The sequence below is a fragment of the Acinetobacter sp. ANC 3929 genome, from assembly GCF_000369405.1.
Lineage (GTDB): Bacteria > Pseudomonadota > Gammaproteobacteria > Pseudomonadales > Moraxellaceae > Acinetobacter.
The window spans coordinates 405,106-428,393 of record NZ_KB850000.1 but is presented as its reverse complement, the minus strand read 5'-3'; the positions used below and the strand labels follow the sequence as shown (position 1 = coordinate 428,393).

22 protein-coding genes and 1 tRNA gene are annotated in these 23,288 nt (G+C 40.2%); 17 read left to right on the top strand and 6 right to left on the bottom strand.

All coding sequences use genetic code 11. The annotated features are described in order from the left end of the window. Positions 1-491: 491 nt before the first annotated feature. Positions 492-568: transfer RNA gene (locus F909_RS06440), tRNA-Ile, on the bottom strand. Positions 569-835: 267 nt separating this feature from the next. On the opposite strand from F909_RS06440, the gene F909_RS06445 reads away from it, so the two are divergent. After that, on the top strand, positions 836-1,393 hold the full coding sequence (locus F909_RS06445) for a 1-acyl-sn-glycerol-3-phosphate acyltransferase (protein WP_005152312.1): 558 nt from the start codon (positions 836-838) through the stop codon (positions 1,391-1,393). Between the two features lie 142 nt (positions 1,394-1,535). Beyond that, positions 1,536-2,285 (top strand): YebC/PmpR family DNA-binding transcriptional regulator, encoded by a 750-nt coding sequence (locus tag F909_RS06450; RefSeq protein WP_004807814.1) that lies wholly within the window; start codon positions 1,536-1,538, stop codon positions 2,283-2,285. 44 nt (positions 2,286-2,329) lie between these two features. Here F909_RS06450 and F909_RS06455 read toward each other — a convergent pair whose 3' ends face one another. Beyond that, positions 2,330-2,800, bottom strand: a complete 471-nt coding sequence (locus F909_RS06455; RefSeq protein WP_004661600.1) for an Lrp/AsnC family transcriptional regulator — start codon at positions 2,798-2,800, stop codon at positions 2,330-2,332. 455 nt (positions 2,801-3,255) lie between these two features. Beyond that, positions 3,256-4,026, bottom strand: a complete 771-nt coding sequence (locus F909_RS06460) for a glutathione S-transferase family protein (protein ID WP_005152310.1) — start codon at positions 4,024-4,026, stop codon at positions 3,256-3,258. Between the two features lie 359 nt (positions 4,027-4,385). Here F909_RS06460 and F909_RS06465 point away from each other — a divergent pair, with 359 nt between their 5' ends. The 7 genes from F909_RS06465 to ychF all read left to right on the top strand — a co-directional run bounded on the left by F909_RS06465 (position 4,386) and on the right by ychF (position 12,028). Continuing rightward, on the top strand, positions 4,386-5,597 hold the full coding sequence (locus F909_RS06465) for an SfnB family sulfur acquisition oxidoreductase (protein WP_005152303.1): 1,212 nt from the start codon (positions 4,386-4,388) through the stop codon (positions 5,595-5,597). A 13-nt stretch (positions 5,598-5,610) separates the two neighbouring features. Further along, positions 5,611-6,834, top strand: coding sequence for an SfnB family sulfur acquisition oxidoreductase (locus tag F909_RS06470; RefSeq protein ID WP_005152301.1), 1,224 nt, complete (start codon positions 5,611-5,613; stop codon positions 6,832-6,834). Beyond that, the gene (locus F909_RS06475; RefSeq protein ID WP_005152299.1) at positions 6,834-8,246 is read left to right on the top strand and encodes an LLM class flavin-dependent oxidoreductase; all 1,413 of its coding nucleotides are present in this window, start codon (positions 6,834-6,836) and stop codon (positions 8,244-8,246) included. Before F909_RS06470 ends, F909_RS06475 begins: the two co-directional genes overlap by 1 nt. Positions 8,247-8,281: 35 nt before the next feature. Next, entirely contained in the window at positions 8,282-9,112 is an 831-nt protein-coding gene (locus tag F909_RS06480; RefSeq protein ID WP_005152298.1) for a MetQ/NlpA family ABC transporter substrate-binding protein, read from the top strand. Between the two features lie 11 nt (positions 9,113-9,123). Continuing rightward, positions 9,124-10,197, top strand: coding sequence for a methionine ABC transporter ATP-binding protein (locus F909_RS06485; RefSeq protein ID WP_005152296.1), 1,074 nt, complete (start codon positions 9,124-9,126; stop codon positions 10,195-10,197). Then, positions 10,178-10,837 carry a methionine ABC transporter permease gene (locus tag F909_RS06490; protein ID WP_005152295.1) on the top strand — a complete coding sequence of 220 codons (660 nt, stop codon included), beginning with the start codon at positions 10,178-10,180 and terminating at the stop codon, positions 10,835-10,837. Before F909_RS06485 ends, F909_RS06490 begins: the two co-directional genes overlap by 20 nt. 99 nt (positions 10,838-10,936) lie before the next feature. Further along, a complete protein-coding gene (gene ychF, locus F909_RS06495; RefSeq protein WP_005152292.1) occupies positions 10,937-12,028 on the top strand; it encodes a redox-regulated ATPase YchF in 1,092 nt (363 codons plus the stop codon). A 418-nt stretch (positions 12,029-12,446) separates the two neighbouring features. Here ychF and F909_RS06500 read toward each other — a convergent pair whose 3' ends face one another. Beyond that, on the bottom strand, positions 12,447-12,980 hold the full coding sequence (locus F909_RS06500; protein WP_005152290.1) for an Mpo1 family 2-hydroxy fatty acid dioxygenase: 534 nt from the start codon (positions 12,978-12,980) through the stop codon (positions 12,447-12,449). A 106-nt stretch (positions 12,981-13,086) separates the two neighbouring features. On the opposite strand from F909_RS06500, the gene F909_RS06505 reads away from it, so the two are divergent. Together F909_RS06505 and F909_RS06510 are read left to right on the top strand one after the other, a co-directional pair. Then, positions 13,087-13,791: a Crp/Fnr family transcriptional regulator gene (locus F909_RS06505; protein WP_005152288.1), complete on the top strand. Its 705-nt coding sequence runs from the start codon at positions 13,087-13,089 to the stop codon at positions 13,789-13,791. A gap of 204 nt (positions 13,792-13,995) precedes the next feature. Then, positions 13,996-14,268, top strand: coding sequence for a hypothetical protein (locus F909_RS06510; protein WP_032878047.1), 273 nt, complete (start codon positions 13,996-13,998; stop codon positions 14,266-14,268). A 64-nt stretch (positions 14,269-14,332) separates the two neighbouring features. Here the strand turns inward: F909_RS06510 and F909_RS06515 are convergent, their stop codons facing one another. Continuing rightward, on the bottom strand, positions 14,333-14,797 hold the full coding sequence (locus F909_RS06515) for a hypothetical protein (protein ID WP_005152275.1): 465 nt from the start codon (positions 14,795-14,797) through the stop codon (positions 14,333-14,335). Positions 14,798-14,984: 187 nt separating this feature from the next. Between F909_RS06515 and F909_RS06520 the strand changes: the two genes are divergently transcribed. From F909_RS06520 to dapC, 4 genes are all read left to right on the top strand, one after another. Continuing rightward, on the top strand, positions 14,985-15,374 hold the full coding sequence (locus tag F909_RS06520) for a tautomerase family protein (protein WP_005152272.1): 390 nt from the start codon (positions 14,985-14,987) through the stop codon (positions 15,372-15,374). Positions 15,375-15,494: 120 nt separating this feature from the next. After that, positions 15,495-16,712 carry a formate-dependent phosphoribosylglycinamide formyltransferase gene (gene purT, locus F909_RS06525; RefSeq protein WP_171067341.1) on the top strand — a complete coding sequence of 406 codons (1,218 nt, stop codon included), beginning with the start codon at positions 15,495-15,497 and terminating at the stop codon, positions 16,710-16,712. A gap of 72 nt (positions 16,713-16,784) precedes the next feature. Further along, entirely contained in the window at positions 16,785-19,448 is a 2,664-nt protein-coding gene (gene glnD, locus F909_RS06530; protein WP_005152268.1) for a [protein-PII] uridylyltransferase, read from the top strand. 24 nt (positions 19,449-19,472) lie between these two features. Further along, positions 19,473-20,642 carry a succinyldiaminopimelate transaminase gene (gene dapC, locus F909_RS06535; RefSeq protein WP_005152267.1) on the top strand — a complete coding sequence of 390 codons (1,170 nt, stop codon included), beginning with the start codon at positions 19,473-19,475 and terminating at the stop codon, positions 20,640-20,642. 49 nt (positions 20,643-20,691) lie between these two features. On the opposite strand, the gene F909_RS06540 is transcribed toward dapC, so the two are convergent. Continuing rightward, positions 20,692-21,309 (bottom strand): LysE family translocator, encoded by a 618-nt coding sequence (locus tag F909_RS06540; protein ID WP_005152266.1) that lies wholly within the window; start codon positions 21,307-21,309, stop codon positions 20,692-20,694. Positions 21,310-21,462: 153 nt separating this feature from the next. On the opposite strand from F909_RS06540, the gene F909_RS06545 reads away from it, so the two are divergent. Next, entirely contained in the window at positions 21,463-21,915 is a 453-nt protein-coding gene (locus tag F909_RS06545; RefSeq protein ID WP_005152264.1) for an Lrp/AsnC family transcriptional regulator, read from the top strand. A gap of 182 nt (positions 21,916-22,097) precedes the next feature. Then, a complete protein-coding gene (locus F909_RS06550) occupies positions 22,098-23,288 on the top strand; it encodes an efflux RND transporter periplasmic adaptor subunit (protein WP_005152262.1) in 1,191 nt (396 codons plus the stop codon).

Genomic DNA, 23,288 nt, shown 5'->3' with positions numbered 1-23,288 from the left:
AAAAATTAAACTCTATTCAAAATATCAAATATTAATTTTTTATCCCTCTAGCTAATATTCTCAAATATTAGGTTTCATTTCCTTTTTTTCATCTAAATCAGATGCACCATTTAATGCATTTAATTATGTAAATTTCCATAAAAAATTATCATCTTATTATTCGTTATTTATTCCTAATTGATAATAGTTAAATCTTCAATCGATGGCTAAATATTTATTTGTACATATTTACTTTATTTTTTAATAACATAATCATTATTGATGGATGAATCATCCTATCTGATTTTATGACTGGTATCACCAACGTTTTATATTTCTTTGAATGTCATACTTTCTAAACCATAACGACTGTAGTGGCTAGATTAGCCGCTACGCCAACGTCGCTGACGAAAAATGCCTATTCCCCTACTTGAGCTATCAGTTTTAATGCTACATAAATCTAGCCATAAAAAAACCACTTAGGATTAATGCACCTAAGTGGTTGTTTTATATGGTGGGCCCACCGTGACTTGAACACGGGACCAACGGATTATGAGTCCGCTGCTCTAACCAACTGAGCTATAGGCCCTAAACTTAAATCATATTTATGTATGATTAATGCTGCCTGATTTTAGTCAAATTTAACTTAAGTTACAAGCAGATGATTTTATCAAATTACTGAAAATAATGTTAAAAATCATAAACTGCGCTGATTCTATATGATCTTTGCAGCTTGAGTAAAGATCATATTGCAATATTTTGATCATTAAAAAGACATCCAAATTTCTTTTCATCTGGTGTTTTCGGATATGTATTTTCCTGAAAACTCGTATTACACTGCTGCCATTTATTGCCTATGATGACGAATATGAGAAAAATTTTAGGAAAATCTATTTTTAAAGCAACAGGTTGGGAATATAAAGTTGACCCAAGCATTTTAGAAAAAAAACAAGTCATTATTGGCTTTGAGCATACCTCAAATCTGGATACCATCCTCTCCCTTGCCCTATTTGAAATTTTAGAACTTAAAATTCATACCCTAATCAAAAAAGAATTATTCAAAGGCCCATTAAAACCAATCTTAGAACGTATAGGCGGCATTCCTGTCGACCGTAAAGCCAATAAAGATATCGTAACGCAAATGGTTGAGCTATTTAACCAAAACGACAGCTTTAATCTAGTGATTGCGCCTGAAGCAACACGTGCAAAAGATGGTGAAGAGCGCAAACCCATCCGCACAGGCTTTTGGCATATCGCCAAAGCGGCCAATGTACCCATCATTTTGATGTATGCCAATGCCCGTACCAAACAAGGTGGCATCTTGGGTAAAATCTACCCAACGGATCTGCAAGAGGATCTGAAAAAAATCAAAGCACTTTACGCTGAATATGATATTGATGTGAAAATTAACTAAATCATTTAGTCTATTTGATCATTTTTTGAAACTTGATCAAGATTTTAAATTTTGAATTTGGGGTGCGAGAGTTTTCAACAAAACCATCGCTATGCTAATATTCCTGCACTTTTTTAAGTTTTAATTTTTTGGAGTTACTTCCATGGCGGGTCATTCTAAATGGGCCAATATTAAGCATCGTAAAGCGAAACAAGATGCGAGTCGCGGTAAAGTTTTCACTAAATACATCCGTGAAATCGTGACTGCTGCAAGATTAGGCGGTCCAGACGCAGCGAGTAATCCTCGTTTGCGTGCTGTTGTTGAAAAAGCACTTTCAGTGAATATGACACGCGACACGATTAATCGTGCAATTCAACGTGGTGCTGGTGGTGAAGATAATGATGATTTAAAAGAAATCACTTATGAAGGTTATGGTGTTGGTGGTGTTGCGGTTATTGTTGAAACAATGACTGATAACTTAAACCGTACTGTTCCAGATGTGCGTCACTGTTTCAGCAAAACCAATGGTAATTTGGGGACCAATGGTTCTGTTGCCTACTTGTTTACCAAGCGTGGCGAAATTTCTTTTGAAGATGTTTCTTTAGAAGACAAAATCATGGACATCGCATTAGAAGCGGGTGCTGATGATATCGAGATTGATGAAGATAGCATCTTGGTTATCACTAGCCCAGAAAGCTTTGGTGATGTTCAGGATGCACTTACAGCAGCAGGTTTAAAATCTGACAATGCTGAAGTTGTGATGAGCCCATCGACTAAAGCTGAAATCACTGATATCGATCAAGCAAAACAAATCTTGAAAATGATTGATATGCTTGAAGATCTTGATGATGTTCAAAACGTTTATACCAACGTTGAATTCTCTGAAGAAGTATTAGCACAACTTGATGCTTGATACTTTCTGATGATCAAAAAAATGCATCTTTTTAGATGCATTTTTTATAGCTTATTTAAAAGTTTATAGCAGTTAAATACATTATATTCTTTGATCACGAAACTTGAATGTAGTGCGACTACACTATCAATCTTACCAATACGACGTAATAGAATTTCACTATAGTCGTCCATATTGCGCGCTACCAATTCCAAAATAAAATCTGCGCTCTGCCCAGTCACTAAAAAGGCATTGGTCACTTCTGGAATATCTTCAATTTCTTGTAAGAATTTATCAAAGGTTTCGCTGTCATGCTTGCTCAATGAAACCTGCAAAAGAATATGTAAGCTAAAGCCAAGTTTATTAAAATTAATTTCTCGTTTGAGCTGTCCCATTACTTGGGATTCAATCAGGTTTTTAATGCGCCGATGCACTGAACTAACCGAAAGATTAATACGTTCTGATAGCTCATTCAGATTGACATCTTCATGGGTCAAAATTTCAAGAATTTGTTTATCAAAACGATCCAATTCCATTCTACAGTCCTTACTCTGAATTTATGATTTTATCGGAACTGTTCACTCAGTAATTTTTAAGGGTCAAGGGAAAACATTCGTTTAACTTTTGACAATGCCGCATGGATAACGCAAACATGATTCCGATAAACTTTTGGTTTATCTTTGTCTCAAAGCCGAAACAAGACCTTTTGAGCAACTGTTCAACTGATCTCCCAATAGTTGAACACTTGTTTCGATCCCCATCACACCCTGAAACATAAGATAACAAAGCCTTTTCACAATTATTTCCCTCTTTTCAGTTTTTTTAAAGTAAATTTGGCAATAATTTCTAATATTTTCTGCTTAAAACGAATTTTCTTTTAAAAATTAATTTTATTCTCTAGTTATTTTTTACTTTATTGGCTAGTTTTCCATTTTCTTTCCCATAAAAAAGCCCCGATTACTTTCAATCAGGGCTTTTCTTGCAGAATGCTTTACAAACCTCGCCAATCAACTCGTGCATTACGTTCAGTGGCATAAATACGCTGAACGTATTGTCCAATCGGCAGATCTGATAAATAGTCATAATATTGTTTCAATTCGCCATCAAACTGTTCAATATCATCATTCTCGAGTTCCCACGGCGTACCTTTGATTACCAATAATGGTGCAAGAATAGAACAGACTGAAATATCCGCTAAACCAAGACGATCGCCCACCATATAACGCCCTTGGTTATCAATCAAACGCTGGTTCAGATCGCTAATCAAATCGCTCATACGCAACTTGGATTGAGCAACTTTTTCAGGACTCAATTTATAGTTAGTCGAAACCAGACTTTTTAATATCGGTTTAGAAATCTTCTCAAACTGACGTAAATAGCCTTGTTCACCCATCATGATTTCTAGCGGATGATCACCCACTGACAGTGCATGTGCCAATGACCAACGCCTTACATGTACACCAAGTTCATCAGTCAATTTATCGATTTCTAAAGCTTGCTCGCGTAACTGCTCATCACGTCTCAATAACGCATGTTCAGGATATGTCGTATCAAGATATAAAGCGATTTGTGTTGAATCAGCAACCCAGCGCTTATCATCTTTCAGCATAGGTAATAAATATTGCCCAGACTTTAAATAGGTAAAAGCGCGATGGAAACCTGGAATTAAATTATGTGCTACATAGTCCAACTCCTTATGATCTAACAACCAGCGAGCTTTTTCACAATAGTGAGACAAAGGAAATTGGTATAAAACCCGCATAAACTCTCCAAATTTATTTTTCTATTCGATCAAACATAAGGTTTTCCCTACTTTAGAAGTAAAAGTTAATGAATACAATGTCCTTTTCGTTCGATCTTTTTTTAATTTTGGCGAAGTCTCTTTATAAATTTTCATGGTGAGAATATTCCTCTCATTCATAGAAAATGGATTTTCATACTGTTTGATAAATTAAAAATAAATTCAAGATACTGTTTTATATAAGTATTTAATATTATTTTTTTTGTTATTTTTCTCATAAAAAATGCTTAGGAATTATTGTGATATACAAGCCATAACTGATGGTTTAGTTGAAAAGTAAAACTTTTGTAAAGTATCTCTTATCTATTAGAGGTGCTCACATGTCCAGTAATCAATCAGTGATTCAAGTTCAAACACAACTGATTTCAAATGATCAGCAGGCCATCAATGCTGCCTATCAAGTTGCTGACTTTGCATTAGAAGATCGAAATGATCGAGATCAAAATCGTGTTTTACCCATCGAACAAATTATTCAGTTTAGCCAAAAAGGTCTCGGTGGAATCCGTGTACCGCAACAATATGGTGGTGCTTTTGTCTCCAATAAGACATTAGCCCATGTGTTTCGTATTTTAAGTAAAGCCGACGCCAATGTTGGACAAATTCCACAAAACCAATTCGGCCTTTTAAATTTTATTAATATCGTTGGTTCAGATGCACAAAAGCAGTTTATCTACGCTGAAATACTCGCAGGCAAACGCATTGCCAATGGTGGACCTGAAAAAAATTCTAAAGATACTAAAGCCATTCAAACCACTCTAACATTGAAAAATGGTCAATACTTTTTAAATGGGGAAAAGTTTTATTCGACTGGAACCAGCTTTGCAGACTGGCTGGCCATTCGTGCCTTGCATCCAGATGGCTATAGCGTACTGGCGATCGTTGACCGACAGGCTGCTGGTGTTGAAGTGATTAATGACTGGAATGGCTTTGGTCAACGTACTACAGCAAGTGGCACGGTAAAACTACACAACGTTGTCGTTGATTCTGCTCTATTTTTTGATGAGCGCATTATTGCTGAAACCCCAAATGTTCGCGGTGCGTATTCTCAACTTTTACAGGTTGCAATTGATGTTGGCATTGCCGAAGCAGCTTTTGATGACACCTTGTCCAGTATTCGTAAAGCACGCCCCATTATTGATGCAGGCGTAGAAAAAGCCAGTGAAGAACATTACACCCTGCAAGAGGTCGGTAAGCTCAATATCCTGCTTGATGCATCCATTTTATTACTCGATGATGCTGCCGAATATCTGGATGAGCTAGATCAACTCCCTGAAATCTCTGCCGAGCAAGCTGCTCGCGTCTCAATTTTAGTGGCTGAAGCAAAGATCTATGCCAATGATGCAGCCCTGCATATCTCCGAGAAATTACTGGAACTTGGAGGCAGCCGCGCCAGTCTGAGCCAGCACAATCTTGATCAACACTGGCGCAATGCCCGTGTACACACCTTACACGATCCTGTGCGTTGGAAATTCCATGCCATCGGTGACTATTACCTCAATGGTACGCACCCTGCCCGCCATGCCTGGATTTAAGGAGCACATCATCATGACGTCATATCAAGAATTACAAGGTTTTGCCAAAACCAATTTTAAAGCAGCACATATTATCCAAAGTGATGCCGAAGCCCTAGAAATTGCTACCCAGCTCAGTCAACAGTTTAAACAAGCGGCTGTTGAACGCGATGCAAATCGAAATTTGCCATTTACTGAAATCGAAACCTATAGTCAGTCAGGTTTATGGGCGATTACCGTACCTAAGCAGTATGGTGGTGCAGAAGTTTCAAGCTTAACCGTTGCCAAAGTGATTGCTCTGTTTAGTGGTGCGGATGGTTCAATCGGCCAGATTCCACAAAACCATTTTTATGCATTGGAAGTATTGCGGAATACAGGGACAGAACAGCAAAAGAAACGCCTCTATCAAGAAGTATTACAAGGTGCGCGGTTTGGTAATGCATTAGCCGAATTTAAAACCCGCACTTCTGCACATAAACAAACCACCTTAATTCCACGCGAAAATGGCTATCTGATTCAAGGGGAAAAGTTTTATTGCACAGGCAGTTTATTCGCTCATCGTATTCCAACCTTAGTGGTGGATGAATCAGGCAATGAGTTTTTGGCTTTTGTACAACGCGACAGCCAAGGATTAGAACTCATTGATGACTGGTCTGGCTTTGGGCAACGCACCACGGGCAGCGGCACAGTCAAGTTTAATCAGGTCTTCGTTGCCAAAGAGGATGTCATTCCTTTTGATACCGCTTTCAAGCAGTTGTCTTTGGTCGGCCCATTTGCTCAAATCATGCATGCTGCGATTGAAGTCGGGATTGCTCGTGCTGCCTTTGAGGAAACACTGGAGCGTGTGCGTGTTGCCCGCCCTTGGATTGATGCCAATATTGATTCCGCCACTCAAGACCCCTTAACCCTCTCTGAACTGGGTCGTGTGGCAACCGATGTCAAAGCCAGTGAATTACTACTCAAACAAGCAGCTCAATCAGTTGATATCGCTAAGCAAGAACTGAATGCAGAGAACTTAGCCAAAGCCTCAATTGATGTCGCCAAAGTCCGTGCGCATAGTACAGAAACTGCTTTAAAGGCATCATCAAAACTGATTGAACTGGCTGGCAGCCGTGGTAGTCAACGTGCGGATGGTCTTGATCGTCACTGGCGTAATGCACGTGTACATACATTGCATGATGCTGCACGCTGGAAATATTATTTTATTGGCAATTATGTCCTGAACGGTATTTTACCACCACGTCGGGGAACTTTGTAATGAGCCAAACGACTGCTAAAAGAATCTTATTAAATGCCTTTGATATGAACTGTGTCGGTCATATCAATCATGGCTTATGGACGCATCCTCGGGATCAATCACATCGCTTTAATGAATTGAGTTATTGGACTGAATTGGCACAAACCTTAGAACAAGGTTTGTTTGATGGTTTATTTCTCGCGGATATTACGGGGGTTTATGATGTCTATCAAAATGGGATCGATCTGACCTTAAAAGAGTCGATCCAGTTGCCCAGTCATGATCCTTCCACCTTAATTTCGGCCATGGCTTTGGTGACACAGAATTTAAGCTTTGGCGTGACCGTCAATCTCAGCTATGAACAACCCTATCAATTTGCACGCCGTTTTGCCAGTCTTGATCATTTAACCCAAGGTCGTCTCGGATGGAATATTGTCACAGGTTATCTGGACAGTGCCGAACGGCTGATTGGGCAAAAAGGCTTAAAAGATCATGATGCGCGTTATGATCAAGCCGAGGAGTTCCTACAGCTTTGCTATAAATATTGGGAAGGTTCTTGGGAAAATGATGCTTTGAAGAAAGACAAGCAACAACGTATTTTCACTGATCCACACAAAGTCCACTCGATTCATCATCAAGGCCAATATTACCAAAGCCAAGGTGTGTTTCAGGTAGCGCCCTCGGTACAACGCACACCAACCTTATTTCAGGCCGGTGCTTCGCCGAAAGGATTACAGTTCGCTACCCGTCATGCAGAATGTATTTTTATTGGTGGTGATCAACCTGAAAAAATTCGTCAGCAAGTCAATAAGATACGACAGCAAGCAACACAGCAAGGTCGTGATGCGCATGACATTAAGATCTTTGTCGGGATTACCGTTGTTGTGGCCGAAACTCACGAACTCGCACAGCAAAAACTGGCTGAATATCGCCAATATGCTAGCCCTGAAGCAGGTTTAGCCCATTATGCCAGTTCAGTTGGTATTGACCTTGCCAAGTTTACTGATGATGAAGCGATTCCCTATCAAAAAAGCAACAGCATTGCTTCCGTCAATGAAAAGTTTAAAGAACAACGCATCAGTAAAAATGACCTGAAAGCACAGCATGTTCTCGGTGGACGTTATCCGCTGATTGTAGGGAGTGGTGCTGAAGTTGCTGAGTATCTCATTGAACTGCTTGATCAGACAGGCATTGATGGTTTTAACCTAACGCGTACCGTTGCGCCTGAATCACATCATGATTTTATTCGCCTGGTGATTCCAGAATTACAACAACGTGGACGCTATAAAACCGAATACGCAACAGGTTCACTACGCAACAAACTGTTTGCTCAAGGTGACCATTTAGCTGCCAGCCATCCTGCCGATCAGTTCCGATGGAGATCGCAGAACAACGCACAAGATCTAAAAACAATTGAAGAAATTAGTGCCTAGCACTTAAACGTTTAAGAATAGAATTGGAGAAATAAATGGCTCAAACTGCCTCAAAAAAATGGTTGGGTATTGGCCTTGTCGTTGTTATCGCAATTATCGCGCTATTCATTTGGAATAAACAAAGACACAGTAACAGTAGTGAACTAGTGATTGGTATTAGCCCTTCGTTTGCACATCCTTTACAAGTCGCTGCGGATGAAGCGAAACAACAAGGTTTAAATGTGAAATTGGTGGAATTTTCCGATTGGAATACGCCTAACATTACCTTAAATCATGGTGACATTGATGCGAACTTTTTCCAGCATCAACCCTTCTTGGATAATGCGATTAAGGAAACTGGTTATAAATTAAAATCCTTTGCTGCAGGTGCGGCTTCGCATGTAGGACTGTATTCCAAAAAATATAAAAGCTTTGATGAGCTCCCAAATGGTGCAACTGTTGCCATTCCCAATGATCCCGTGAATCAAGGTCGTGCACTACTGCTTTTACAACAAGCGAAGCTGATTGAACTTAAAGACAGCAATAATCATCTTTCTGCACTGAAAGACATTACCGCAAATCCGAAAAATCTGAAATTTACCGAAGTTGAAGGTCCTCAAACTGCACGTGCGATTGATGATGTTGATTTAGCGTTTGGTTATCCGCATTACTTACGCTTGGCAAAAACAGCTGATCCTGAAAGTGCCTTATTGTTTGATGACAATACCAACAAACGTTATGCCATTTTATTTGTGGTGCGTGATGACTATCAGGATAAGGACAACAAACTACAGAAATTTGTCGAGATTTATCAAAACTCATCAAAAGTTAAAGCTGCCTTAGATAGCGATTTCGGCCCAACGCTCTGGTTCCCAGGTTGGAAATAAGGAGAACAATGATGGTGAGTTTTGGTTCACAAGTTGATTTTTCAGTTCCACATCTGAAAATACGCGGTCTAAATAAATTTTATGACGTACAGGGCCAACGCTTACACGCCTTAAAAGACATTGACCTCGATATTCCCAAAGCACAGATTGTTGGGATTATTGGAAAAAGCGGTGCAGGTAAATCTTCCTTGCTCCGCACTTTAAATGGATTAGAGTCAATTGATACAGGCAGTATTTTAATTCATCAACAAAATATTGCTGATTTGAGTCATGCCGAGTTGATCAAAACTCGGCAAAAAATTGGCATGATTTTTCAGCATTTCAATTTAATGTCCGCCAAAACTGTGTGGGAAAACGTGGCTTTACCGCTACGTATTGCAGGCTATGAAAAGACAGAGATTGAACAACGGGTTAATGATGTACTGAAGCTAGTTGGATTAGAAGCAAAGCGAAATGATTACCCATCTCAACTGTCTGGTGGACAGAAACAACGTGTCGGTATCGCCCGTGCTTTGGTTTCTGAGCCTGAAATCCTGCTTTGTGATGAAGCAACATCGGCACTTGATCCTGAGAGTACTGCCAATATTCTGTCCTTATTAAAACAGATCAACCAAGACTTGGGTTTAACTATTGTCTTGATCACACATGAAATGCAGGTCATACAGGAGATTTGCGATCAAGTCGTGGTGATTGATCATGGTGAAATCATCGAATTTGGGCAAGTTTGGTCGGTATTTTCCGATCCACAACAACAAATCACGCAAGAATTACTCAATCTTGAAAAAGTGAATTTACCCTTTGAACTGAGCCAAACCGTTGATCAGAACAACACTACCCATCAGATTTTAAAATTGAAATACGCAAGTGAATCGAAATCGGTTCCTGATTTATACGACTTGCTGAGTGGTTTTAATAGCTCAATTCAAGTCTATTACAGTCAAGTGGATACTATTCAACAACGAACAATTGGCTCGCTGGTCATTGGTAATCGCAATCTAGAATTTGACTTAAATGACGCACAATTTGAAAAACATCATGCAATTACACAACTTGAGGTGATCGGTTATGCACAATCAGCTCATTGATTTACTACTGACAGGAACAATCGATACTTTAGTCATGGTGGGTGTTTCAGCCATCTTTGCCTTTTTGATTGGTTTACCAATTGCGTTGATTCTAGTCAGTACTGCTGATTTTGGAATTTATCCTTCAAAGAAAATCAATCAGTCATTAGGCTGGGTCATTAACATTACCCGTTCTGTCCCCTTCCTGATTTTAATGGTGGCATTGATTCCATTTACCCGATGGATCGTCGGCACCAGCTATGGGGTGTTGGCTGCAATTGTGCCCTTAACCATTGCCGCGATTCCGTTCTTCGCCCGTATTGCTGAGGTCAGTCTGCGTGAAGTCGACCAAGGGTTGATTGAAGCTGCACAAGCGATGGGCTGTAATCGTAAACAAATTCTTTGGCATGTGTTACTTCCTGAAGCTTTGCCAGGAATTATTGCAGGCTTTACTGTGACTATTGTCACCATGATCAGTTCTTCTGCCATTGCAGGTGCGATTGGTGCAGGTGGACTTGGTGATATTGCCTATCGTTATGGCTATCAGCGTTTTGATATGCAAGTGATGTTGGCCGTCATTTTGGTATTAATTGTCTTGGTCATGCTCGTCCAAAGTACCGGCGATAATATTGCCAAACAGCTTGATAAACGCAAAGTTTAATGTCGAATTGATAATCCGCACTCGCCATGACCTGACTTTGTCATGGCTTTCATGTAAAATCAGCAGCAATTTTTAAATAACACATTTGTGAGTGGTTTCATGGGTTTTAATTGCGGTATTGTTGGTCTGCCAAACGTAGGTAAATCTACATTGTTTAATGCATTAACAAAGGCAGCGATTGCAGCTGAAAACTTTCCTTTCTGTACCATTGAACCCAATACAGGTATTGTTCCTGTTCCAGACCCACGCTTAGATAAACTTACAACAATTGTTAAACCGCAACGTGTTATCCCGACCACAATGGAATTTGTTGATATCGCAGGTTTGGTTGCTGGTGCATCAAAAGGTGAAGGTTTGGGAAACCAATTCCTTGCTAACATCCGTGAAACTGATGCAATTGCACACGTTGTTCGTTGTTTTGAAGATGAAAACGTGATTCATGTAAATGGTAAAATTGACCCATTAGATGACATCGCAACCATCAATACTGAACTTGCACTTGCTGACCTCGATACCGTTGCAAAAGCTTTGTTACGTTTGACTAAGGCAGCAAAAGGTGGCGATAAAGAAGCACTTGCAACCAAAGCAGTTTTAGAAAAAATCCAGCCTTTACTTGATGAAGGTAAGCCAGCACGCGCAGCTGATCTTTCTGATGATGAACGTAAAGCTGTTCGTGGTTTCGGTTTAATGACGCTTAAACCAACCATGTATATTGCGAACGTAGCAGAAGATGGTTTTGAAAATAATCCACATCTTGATGCAGTAAAAAAACTTGCTGCTGAAGAAAATGCCATTGTCGTTCCACTTTGCAACCAGATCGAAGCTGAGATTTCATTATTAGAAGATGAAGATCGCGCTGAATTCTTAGAAGCGATGGGTATGGAAGAACCTGGTCTAAATGTGGTGATTCGTGCAGGTTATAGCTTACTTGGGTTGCAGACTTACTTCACAGCAGGTGTACAAGAAGTTCGTGCTTGGACCGTTAAAGTCGGTGCAACTGCGCCACAAGCAGCTGGCGTCATTCACACAGACTTTGAGAAAGGTTTTATCCGTGCAGAATGTGTTGCATATGATGACTTCATTCAATACAACGGTGAAAATGGTGCCAAAGAAGCAGGTAAATGGCGTTTAGAAGGTAAAACCTATGTTGTTCAAGACGGCGATGTATTACACTTCCGTTTTAATGTATAAATCAGTTTTCTGATTTCCAAACCGCCAATGATGACCTTATTGGCGGTTTTTTTTATTTAAGCCTTTTCCTTGGTGTACCACTAGCTATTGGGTTCCGAAATTGGTCGTTAAAATCGGATTTACAGAGATTATCCTCTAAATTGCTGATCATGTATGTCGAACATGATGCATATAGTAGTCTATAACAACCCAAACGATTGGCTGGATACACCCACACTGAAACGTACATTATCCCCCAGTGTGGACACTCCCTCCCCGAGAGCATTCAAAATTAGTCATCAAGACGATTCAAATATTTATTGATCAACATTAATCAATCGTTTTCAAAAGAGTTCCGATATCACGAGCAATCCGTGCTCTTTTATCCAAATCAAAAAAGTCGATCCGTATTGATATCGGTTTTTTACATCAAACTAACTTAAGACACTGTTTGTGGCTTCATATCCATTGCAGCGCGTTTCATTTGCGCTTCTTTTAAAATACGCTCATGTAAAGGCTTGCGGAATCCGAGCAAGAAAACAAACTCTGCCAGCACAAATAATGGTCCAATGGCCAAACCAATCAAATCATCAACAAAGGCAGGCTTTTTCTTCTCAAAATAATGACCGATAAATTGAAATACCCACCCCACCACAAAAATACCGATACTGGCGCCTAGCCAACTCCACATTGGTAAAGCTGCAATTTTGACAGCCAATGGATAAGCCAAGATAAATAAAATCAGCATCAGAATGCCGAATAGTTTATCTAGAGAAATATAATAGAGTGTACTCAGAACGATCAGTGCCACTGCTAAGGTGATTGAGACACCTGAGATGTCCACACCTGCACGGGCAGTTAAGCATAAAATGGAAAAAACAATTAACGGAATCCCCACAAAATGGGTCACTATATTACTTCGATCTAAGTGATAAGCCGCATACTGGCTGAGTAGACGTTCCAAATTTGTCATTTATCATTCCTCATATAATTCGTTTATGCTGTTAATCTATAAGAAATATACATGTGAAGTTGTCATGTAGCTGACAAATGGATCTATTTTTAACAAAGGAAATGTTGTGCTAGACCCAATTTACATCAAACATTTGCAACAAAACGCTTGGTTTAGTCATTTGGCAGAACCCTTTCAAAAATTTATTATTGAGCATGGCAAAAAGCATTTCATTGAAAAAAATGCCGCGGTATTTAATGCTCAAGATACTTTTGACGGAGTTTATGGTGTTTTGGACGGTTCCATCAGCCTGGGTTATATCGACGTAAATGGCAATGAAGCGATTGCCGCTATTGCAGAGCCGATCATGTGGTTTGGTGAAATTTCCCTCATCGACCAGCAACCCCGCTCACATGATGCCATTGCATTGAAGAAAAGTGTGGTTCTGCAAATACCAGCGCAACCACTGAACGATTTCTTGCTACAAAATCCGTATTACTGGTACTACTTTGCCTTGCTAACCAGTCAAAAACTGCGCTATGTATTTTTAGAGCAAATTGCGATTCAAACGCAGAGCATTAGTCAACGTCTGGCACAACGCTTACTGTTTATTTTAGAGGGTTATGGCAATCGTTCGTTTATTCAGGATTTTAGCATTCAAATCTCACAAGACCAACTGGCCAATATGCTAACCATATCAAGACAAACAGTGAATCAGGAACTGAACCTGTTCGAGCAACAAGGAGTCATTCATTTAGGATTTAAAAAAATTGAAGTGATTGATCTTGATCTGCTCAGAAAGCTGGCAACAGTAGGTCATCTCAAAGAATAAGCATAGTGTCTTTTTATTTTAAATCGCTAAGCAATCCAATTTCTGCAATATGCTTCTAAGCTTAAACATAAATTAAAAGACAAACTCTTACTATAAAATGCTACGCATGCTCTAAAATATTTCACAAAATCAATCTGCTTTATTGACTTCAATCCATCTACATTAAAGCTAAGCACTATCGCTTATCCGATGCAGATGACAATCATGAGAAAAATTGCAACGATTCTAACCGCAGGTTTATTTACAGTACTCAGTGCTAGCGCATTTGCCTGCCCGAAAGGAACTCAAATTCAAGGTGGCACAGGACCAAATCATAAAGGCGGCAAATGTGTTGCAACAAGTGTGGTAAAAACCAAAAAAGAAGCAAGCAAAACAACCGATACTGCAAAACATGACATGACAAAAATGAAGGATACGGCCAAACACGACGCAAGCAAAGCAAAACCAGAAGCAACCAAAACGGTCAAAACCTCATAAGCGTTTGATGACTTTAACCATAAAAAAGCGAGATTCATGATCTCGCTTTTTTATTGCTATCGAGTTATTTAGGAGAGGTATTTCCTAAAGCAGGATTATCAATTGCATCCTTACACTGAGCTTTATCACGCTCATAATCAGCCTGCTTTTGAGTCGAGACATTAGCAGTGTCTTTTACATCACGTGCCCATGTATCCAAACTGGTCAATGCTTTACGGCAAAGTGCATATTTCCCTTCCGTCACGGAATCGGTCATTTTGACATTGATACGCCAATCGGTACTGAGTTGACGTAACGGTTTTCTGACTTTTTCTTCAATCTCAGCTACTTGCTGATCATAAACAATCGAATCAATGTCATTGATCAACTTCCATGCTGCATTGGCATAGGTTGTGGCATCATTATTGAGTTTCGGTGCAGGTTTGATTTCTACCTTTTCTTTTGGCCCATTATTTGAGTTTCCGCAAGCAGCCAATAAAAACACACTGCATAACAGGATTGCAGCTACAGGAGAGTTTGAATTAAACATAGCAAATCGCCGAGGAAACATTTGGCCATTATGCTAGTCAATTTGGGGATAATTCTCAATGCTTGTTACTTATTTACCCAACAGAATCCATTTTATTCTAAGTAGTTGATTTTATGCTCTTGTTCAGCATACTGTCAGACTTGTCCATATATAAAAAATTAAAATTTCAAGAAGGAAGAAATCAACAATGTCACAAATCAAAATTTACGCCTTACAAACTACCATCGAGCAGTTTAGGGTTCAACTTTCTCATGCCATCCATCAGGCTTTGGTTGAAAGTTTGAACTACCCCATTGAAAAGAAATTTCAGCGTTTTATTTCTTTGGCTAAAGAAGACTTTAGCTATCCGAATGATCGAAGTCAGCATTATCTAATTATAGAAATTTCAATGTTTGAGGGTAGAACCACCGAGGCAAAAAAGCGTTTGATTCAAAGCATTTTCAATTATATTGAACAGCAATGTGGAATTTCAGTACAAGATATTGAAATTACTATTTTTGAAACACCTAAATGTAATTGGGGGATTCGCGGACAAAATGCAGATGACTTACAACTCAATTATCAGGTTAATGTTTAAACAGACAAATACCGTCCCAAGTGCTATTTTCTGTCTAACAAAAAGCATGTTTTTTGTGTCAGATTAGCTTAATTCAGCAAAAAGTTCTGCTATGCTTAAACGCAAATTACTCAGGATAGGATTATTCGCATGAGCGTCACTCTTGGAACTCCACTTCAATCTTCTGCATTTAAGGTTTTACTGTTAGGTTCTGGAGAGCTAGGTAAAGAAGTTGTGATTTCTTTACAACGCTTGGGTGTCGAAGTTCATGCTGCAGATCGCTATGATCATGCACCTGCCATGCAAGTAGCTCATTATGCTTATACCCTGAATATGGCGGATCCAACTGAGTTAAAGCAACTGATTGAAAAGATCAAACCCAATTTAATTGTTCCTGAAATTGAAGCAATTGAGACTGAAGTTTTAGTTGAAATTGAACAGAGCCAAACGGCAACAGTGATCCCATCTGCTAAAGCAGTCAACCTCACCATGAACCGTGAAGGGATTCGTCGTTTAGCAGCAGAAGAACTTGGCTTACCGACCTCAGCCTACCGCTTTGCTAATACTCTGGAAAGCTTCCGCGCTGCATGTGATGACATCGGCTATCCAAACTTTGTAAAACCTGTGATGTCTTCTTCAGGAAAAGGTCAATCACGTGTAAAAAGTTTTGATGAAGTGGATGCTGCATGGGAATATGCAATGCAAGGCGGTCGCGTCAATCAAGGTACGGTGATTATTGAATCGCAGATTGATTTTGATTTTGAAATTACCCTTCTCACGGTTCGTGCCAAAAATCCAGAAACGGGTGAAATCGAAACACATTTTTGTGATCCGATTGGACACCGCCAAGATTCAGGCGACTATGTCGAAAGCTGGCAGCCACAATTGATGACACCTGCTGCCCTACAAGAATCAAAACGCATTGCCAATAAAGTCACTGTTGCTTTAGGCGGTTGTGGTATCTTCGGTGTAGAGCTTTTTATTAAAGGCGATAAAGTTTGGTTTAGTGAAGTTTCTCCTCGTCCACATGACACAGGTTTGGTGACTCTAGCATCACAATTCCAAAGTGAATTTGAATTACATGCCCGTGCAATTCTCGGTCTGCCTGTCAATACAGCACGCCATAGTGTCGCTGCTAGTGCTGTGATTTATGCAGGTGTTGATGCTAAAAACTTGAGTTTCACTGGCTTGAATCTTGCTTTAGCCAATCCAAACACAGACTTACGTTTATTTGGTAAACCAGAAGGTTTTAAACGCCGCCGTATGGGTGTTGCAACTGCCCGTGCCGAAACAACTGATCTTGCGCGTGAATTGGCTCAGCAGGCTGCAGACCAAGTGAGTGTACAAACCAACGCTTAAGATGACCTTTAGGTTATTACCATCACAACTTCCCCTCTTATTTAGAGGGGCTTTGATAGAAGACCCAGCTTTATGATCAAGACCTCTCCTTTGTTGAACTACGTCACCAGTCTTCATGATATTCAAGCCATTAATCAATGGCGTACAGATGTAGAAAAGCAATTACAGGAGAGCTATGAAAATGGTCAACCTATTCGTGAAGTGATTGGCGCACGTTCAGACTCTATTGATGAAGCCCTGATCTTTCTTTGGAATCATGCAGGTTTAGACCAAACTGAACTGGGCTTATTTGCAGTGGGTGGTTATGGTCGTCATGAAATGCTGCCCTATTCAGATACCGATATCATGATTTTGTCTGAGGATGAAATCAGTGAAGAACAAGAAAAACTCATTTCTACCTTCATTTCATCTTTATGGGATGTCGGTAATTTCAAACCTGGGATCAGCGTTCGTACCATTCAAAACTGTGTTGAACAAGCCATTAATGATTTAACTGTCGCGACTACGTTGATTGAAGCACGTTTAATTACAGGCAATCAGCAACTGGCAAAATGGCCGCGCCGTATTGTGGCGCAAACATGGACAGATCAAACCTTCTATGATGCCAAGATGGCTGAACAAGCCAAACGTTATGCGCAACACAATAATACCGAGAGCAATTTAGAACCTGATATTAAAAATGCCCCAGGTGGTATTCGTGATATCAACCAGATTGGTTGGATTGCTAAACGCCATTTCCGTGTCAATCGTATTTATGATTTAGTTCACTTGGGTTTTATCACTGAATTTGAATTGGGTGTTCTGGAAGAAGCTGAAAGCTTTTTGTGGGAAATCCGCACCCATTTACACCGCTTAGCAAAGCGTGATGAAAACCGCCTATTGTTTGAATATCAACGTGATATTGCAGCAAAATTTGGTTATGTCCGTGAAGAAGGCCAACCCGTTAATTTTGCGGTTGAACAATTCATGAAGCGTTATTATCGAACTGCACAACAAGTCTCAACGCTAAATGAAATGCTACTTGCCTATTTCAATGAGTCGGTAATCACCCCGCGTCTGCCTGAATATGAACGTCACATCATTGAGATTAATGAGCGTTTTAAAATTGTCGATGGCAAACTTGCTGTTCAGCATCATAAAGTATTTTCAGAAGAGCCAAGCGCGATTTTAGAATTGTTCTATCTGTTGGCAAACCGCTCAGAAATTACGGGGATTCGTGCCCGTACTTTGCGTCTTCTTGTCCTTGCAGCAAAACGAATTGACCAACGTTTCCGCGATAATCCAGAACATCAAGCTTTATTTATGTCGATTATTCGCTCGCCGCACCTCTATGACACGATGGTGGCCATGAAGCGCTACGGTGTTCTTGGCAATTACATCCCTGCATTTGGACAGATTACAGGATTAATGCAATACGACTTATTCCATATATATACAGTCGATGCACATACTCTTCTGCTACTTCGTAATTTAAGTCGTTTTAAAGAACCTGAATTTGCTAAAGAATTCCCTGTAGTGAGTTCGGTATTCCAACGTATTACCCGTCATGACATCGTGTATATGGCTGCAATTTTCCATGACATTGCCAAAGGTCGTGGCGGTGATCATAGTGAACTTGGGGCGCTCGATGCGATTGAGTTCTGCCGTACCCATGGTTTCACTGAACGTGAATGCAAACTCGTTGCATGGCTGATTAACAATCACCTGCTGATGTCACTTACTGCACAGAAAAAAGATATTTCCGACCCTGATGAAGTCAGAGACTTTGCAGAAAAAGTCGGTGATATGGAGCATTTAGATTATCTCTATACCCTAACTGTAGCCGATATTAATGCGACCAATCCAAAACTGTGGAATACATGGCGAGCTTCGTTAATGCGTCAGCTATATACCTATGCGCGTGACGTGATCCGTTCAGGTTTAGGCCGCCCAGTCGACTATCAAATGCTGATTGAAGATACCAAATTTGCTGCTAGTGAACTATTGGTCAATAACTTCTCTCTGGCCGAAGTTGAGAAAGTCTGGCAAGAGCTGGGCGATGAATACTTTGTTAAAGAGTCAGCCAATGAAATCGCATGGCATACTCAAGCAATCTTACAGCACGGCGATAATCCAGAACCTTTGGTTTTATTACGTGCGCATCGTAATGCTGCCGATGATGCGGTTCAGATCTTTATCTATACCCGTGACCAACCAAACTTATTTGCAACGACGGTTGCGGTACTGGATCGGATGAATCTTGATGTTCAAGATGCACGAATTATTACCGCTTCTACCTCATTCAGCTTAGATACCTACTTGGTACTTGATCGTTTTGGTACCTTGTTGACTGATCCTGACCGCGAAAGCAAAGTGAAAGCCGCATTGGTTGATGCATTGAGCCATTCAGATCAATATCCGGGGATTATGCAACGCCGTATCCCACGTCATTTACGCCATTTTGATGTGCAGAATACCGTGGATATTGTCCTCAATCCGACCTTACAGCAACACATGGTCGAAATCTCCACCCTCGATCACCCTGGTCTACTGGCGCGTATTGGTGGCCTATTTATGCTGCAAGGCTTAGATATTCATTCAGCCAGAATTGCGACACTGGGTGAGCGTGCAGAGGATATTTTCTTTGTCACCAAGAAAAATGGTGTCTTGTTGACCGATGAAGAAGTAAAAACTTTTGCGGCAAGCTTAAAAGCCGCTTTAGATGAAGCATCGAATCAAATTTGTAATCCGTCTTAAATTTATTGTTTGGTAACTGTTTAAATGAACACTAGCTTGTCTTTATTGCACCCTTATCCTTTTGAAAAGTTAAATCAACTTTTTAAAGATGTGCAACCTGCCAATTTACCATTGATTCCTTTATCAATTGGTGAACCAAAACATCCTGCACCAGAGTTTGTTAAACAAGCAATTATTGATAACTTTGCTCATCTATCAACCTACCCAAACAGTAAAGGCTTACCCGAACTACGCCAAAGTATTGCACAGTGGCTCACAAATCGCTTCCAGTTGAATCAGATTAGTGCAGAAGATCATATTCTTCCTGTTTCTGGTACTCGTGAAGGCATCTTTTCGTTTGTTCAAGCACTGATTAAGCGTGAAGATGCACCATATGTGGTGATGCCAAATCCGTTCTATCAAATTTATGAAGGTGCAGCCCTGCTTGCAGGTGCAAAACCTTATTTCATTAACTGTACTGAAGAAAATGGTTACTTAGGTGACTTTGATGCAGTTCCAGCAGAAGTGTGGGAAAAGACAGCATTACTATTTGTATGTACTCCTGGTAATCCAACAGGAACCGTTCTTTCAAAACAACAGTTTAAAAAGTTGATTGCCCTGTCTGATCAATATGGTTTCGTGATTGCATCCGATGAATGTTATTCGGAACTTTGGTTTGATCAAGCACCCATCGGACTTTTAGAAGTCTGTGCCGAAATGGGACGTGATGATTATAAAAATTGTATCGTCTTCCATTCACTTTCTAAACGTTCAAACTTACCAGGCATGCGTTCTGGTTTTGTTGCGGGTGATGCTGCCCTATTAAAACCATATTTGCAATACCGCACTTATCATGGTGCTGCAATGCCTGTACAAAATCAACTGGCTTCTATTGCAGCATGGAATGATGAAACGCACGTTGAAGAAAACCGTCAACAGTATCGTGCCAAATTTGATTTATTCCAGTCTGAACTAGGCCACCTATTACCGTTACAAAAACCAGATGCAGGCTTCTATTATTGGTTAAAAGTAGATAATGATGAGACTTTTGCCAAAATATTGATGGAAAAAGCACATATCAAGGTTTTACCAGGTCGTTATCTGTCTCGTGATACTGAACAAGGTAATCCGGGCGAAGGTCATGTCAGAATGGCACTTGTTGCAGATTTGGCACAGTGTGAAGAAGTGGTCAAACGATTAAAATTGGTTTTATAACGCACTCCCCGAATATTCGGGGTTTTTTATTTATAAAAATCGTTGAGTTTTAAATTTGTCCAATAAATAAGATCACCGCGATGCCCATCATCAGCCCTCCAGAAATACGACTGACCACTTGCACTGCAAAAGGTCGGGTTCTCAGTAATTTCTTTGCTGCAATACCAACCAATACATACACCACAGCACAACTCAACAAATGAATCAGTCCTAATGAAATAATCTGAGCCGTCGGAGAAAATGCCATTTTCGGCTGGATAAATGGAGGTAACAAAGCAAAAAATAGCAATAACACTTTTGGGTTTAAACCACTGATGCCTACCCCTTTAATCAACCATGAACGTGCTGAATCTAAAGATTGTATTTCATTGTGATCATTCGAAATTGTCGCTGGACGTATAAATAGATTGATTCCCATCCATAACAAATAACACGCACCTAAAATCGTCATTGTAGTCAACAAGATCGGATAATGCTGTACCAACGCACCTACACCCGCTGCCACACATAAAATTGCAATTAAATGCCCAAGTACCAGACCTGTAACAGCATTCAAAATAAACTTACCTTTGATGCCAGCAAGAATAGCGTAGGCCCAGTCTGCACCTGGTGTGAGTACAAATAAAATTGAAACACACCAAAAAGCAAAAATCACACTAAGTTCCATAAGCGAAGCCCTTCCTACATCACCAACGCTATTTTTTAATAGCCTGCTTTTTCACCATTTGGTGAAGATTGTTGAGAAAGGATATGCTTTAATGGTGAAAATGTTATTCCAAATACTTCTATATCTTCAAAGCCCATAGGGAGATTCTTCTAAATGGATCGCATTGATAAGAAAATTATTGCTGAGTTACAAGCAAATGGGCGATTATCTATTACAGAATTGGCAGAACGAATTGGTTTAAGCCTGTCTCCATGCCATCGCCGTGTTAAAGCTTTGGAAGAAACTGGTGTGATCAAGGGTTACCATGCTGATCTGGAAGCCTCAAAAATCGGTCTCAATTTCTCGGCAATTATCTTTGTGACTTTAAAAGATGGGGATAAAAAAGCCCTGTCCAGCTTTGAAGAAAAAGTCACTGAAATTGCCAATGTTATTCAGGCACAACGTTTATTTGGAAATCCCGATTATTTACTTCATGTTGTTGCTAAAGATTTGGCAAGTTTCCAGAAACTCTATGACGATAGTCTGTCAGCCTTACCCAATGTACAGCGACTCACCTCAACCATCGTCATGAAAAATGTGGTCTCGAATCGTTTACTGCCACTTTGAGTAATAATTATCATTTTGGGAAAAGCTAAAATGCATCAATATGAATAAATTCACATCTTTTCTTTACTCAAAGGTAATAAAGATGAGCAACTCTATTAATTTTTTTATCTGTCTGTTTGTATTGACCAACTGTTGAAATCTTCGTCTATACTTAGCCATCAAAACTTGATGACTATGGAAAGATGACTTCTCAAACTCCCAAGAAAATAAAGAAAAAGGGTTGGCTCATTTTAGCAATTGTTGTTGCACTTTTAATTGTTGCAATCGGAATTTGGCAGACTGGAACTGCTAAAAAATCAACAGGTGCAGACAAAGCTAAAAATGCAGAAACCACTGCACAAAAAGCAGCGCTCACCGTTACTGTCGTTTCTCCACAGCAACAGGACTGGAAACAGACTTTCACTGCAAATGGCAATATTGCTGCATGGCAAGAAGTGGTGATTGGCAGTGAACTCTCAGGCCAGCGTCTCACCCGTGTGAATGTGAATGTCGGTGATGACGTTCGACGTGGTCAGGTTTTGGCTGAAATTAACAGTGAAACCATCCGTGCCGATCTTGCGGCAGCGAAAGCAAGTTATGCCGAGGCACAAGCCGTTCTTGCAGATGCAATCACCAACAACAAACGCATCCAGCAGCTTAAAAATACAGGTGCAATTTCAGCACAGGAATCCACCCAATATCAAACCTCTCAAGCCACGGCCCAAGCACGTCTTGATGCAGCCAAAGCACAGATCGAAAGTAATCAATTACGTTTAGCGCAGACTCAAGTGGTTTCACCAGATAATGGCGTAATTTCGGCTCGCACTGCAACCGTCGGCTCTTTAGCGCAAACAGGACAAGAGCTTTTCCGCTTGATCCGCGATCATCGTTTAGAGTGGCGTGCGGAAGTCACAACTTCTGACTTATACAAACTTAAACAAGGCATGACCGCGCATATCGTTTCACCTGATCCTGCCCAACCCGCAGTGACAGGCAAAGTGAGAATGATTGCACCTGTAATTGACCCACAAACTCGTTATGGCTTGGTCTATGTAGATATTCCAACGACTCAGGCAGTCCGTATGGGTATGTTTGTTAAAGGTGAATTTGATTTAGGGCAAAAGCTTGCATTGACAGTTCCTCAAACTGCCCTGCTATTACGCGATGGTTTTTCCTATGTCTTTATTGTCAATGACAAAAATCGTGTGACTCAACAGAAAGTCAATGTGGGTCGCCGTTTAGGAGATCGTGTCGAACTCTTGAATTTACCTGCGAATGTAAAAGTGGTTTCTTCAGGTACAGGTTTCTTAACCGATGGTGATTTGGTCAGTATCGCTAAAGATATTCCAGAGACTCCGCTTAGCAAACAACTTGTGACCACACAGGAGAAATAA

Bases quoted from the DNA above. Each gene is read 5' to 3' on its own strand.
- F909_RS06545 (WP_005152264.1), top strand. From the start codon at position 21,463: ATGGATCGCATTGATAAGAAAATTATTGCTGAGTTACAAGCAAATGGG.
- ychF (WP_005152292.1), top strand. From the start codon at position 10,937: ATGGGTTTTAATTGCGGTATTGTTGGTCTGCCAAACGTAGGTAAATCT.
- F909_RS06540 (WP_005152266.1), bottom strand. From the start codon at position 21,309: ATGGAACTTAGTGTGATTTTTGCTTTTTGGTGTGTTTCAATTTTATTT.
- F909_RS06445 (WP_005152312.1), top strand. From the start codon at position 836: ATGATGACGAATATGAGAAAAATTTTAGGAAAATCTATTTTTAAAGCA.
- glnD (WP_005152268.1), top strand. From the start codon at position 16,785: ATGATCAAGACCTCTCCTTTGTTGAACTACGTCACCAGTCTTCATGAT.
- F909_RS06485 (WP_005152296.1), top strand. From the start codon at position 9,124: ATGGTGAGTTTTGGTTCACAAGTTGATTTTTCAGTTCCACATCTGAAA.
- F909_RS06450 (WP_004807814.1), top strand. From the start codon at position 1,536: ATGGCGGGTCATTCTAAATGGGCCAATATTAAGCATCGTAAAGCGAAA.
- F909_RS06500 (WP_005152290.1), bottom strand. From the start codon at position 12,980: ATGACAAATTTGGAACGTCTACTCAGCCAGTATGCGGCTTATCACTTA.
- F909_RS06520 (WP_005152272.1), top strand. From the start codon at position 14,985: ATGTCACAAATCAAAATTTACGCCTTACAAACTACCATCGAGCAGTTT.
- F909_RS06455 (WP_004661600.1), bottom strand. From the start codon at position 2,800: ATGGAATTGGATCGTTTTGATAAACAAATTCTTGAAATTTTGACCCAT.
- F909_RS06465 (WP_005152303.1), top strand. From the start codon at position 4,386: ATGTCCAGTAATCAATCAGTGATTCAAGTTCAAACACAACTGATTTCA.
- F909_RS06475 (WP_005152299.1), top strand. From the start codon at position 6,834: ATGAGCCAAACGACTGCTAAAAGAATCTTATTAAATGCCTTTGATATG.
- F909_RS06550 (WP_005152262.1), top strand. From the start codon at position 22,098: ATGACTTCTCAAACTCCCAAGAAAATAAAGAAAAAGGGTTGGCTCATT.
- F909_RS06510 (WP_032878047.1), top strand. From the start codon at position 13,996: ATGAGAAAAATTGCAACGATTCTAACCGCAGGTTTATTTACAGTACTC.
- dapC (WP_005152267.1), top strand. From the start codon at position 19,473: ATGAACACTAGCTTGTCTTTATTGCACCCTTATCCTTTTGAAAAGTTA.
- F909_RS06480 (WP_005152298.1), top strand. From the start codon at position 8,282: ATGGCTCAAACTGCCTCAAAAAAATGGTTGGGTATTGGCCTTGTCGTT.
- F909_RS06460 (WP_005152310.1), bottom strand. From the start codon at position 4,026: ATGCGGGTTTTATACCAATTTCCTTTGTCTCACTATTGTGAAAAAGCT.
- F909_RS06515 (WP_005152275.1), bottom strand. From the start codon at position 14,797: ATGTTTAATTCAAACTCTCCTGTAGCTGCAATCCTGTTATGCAGTGTG.
- F909_RS06490 (WP_005152295.1), top strand. From the start codon at position 10,178: ATGCACAATCAGCTCATTGATTTACTACTGACAGGAACAATCGATACT.
- F909_RS06470 (WP_005152301.1), top strand. From the start codon at position 5,611: ATGACGTCATATCAAGAATTACAAGGTTTTGCCAAAACCAATTTTAAA.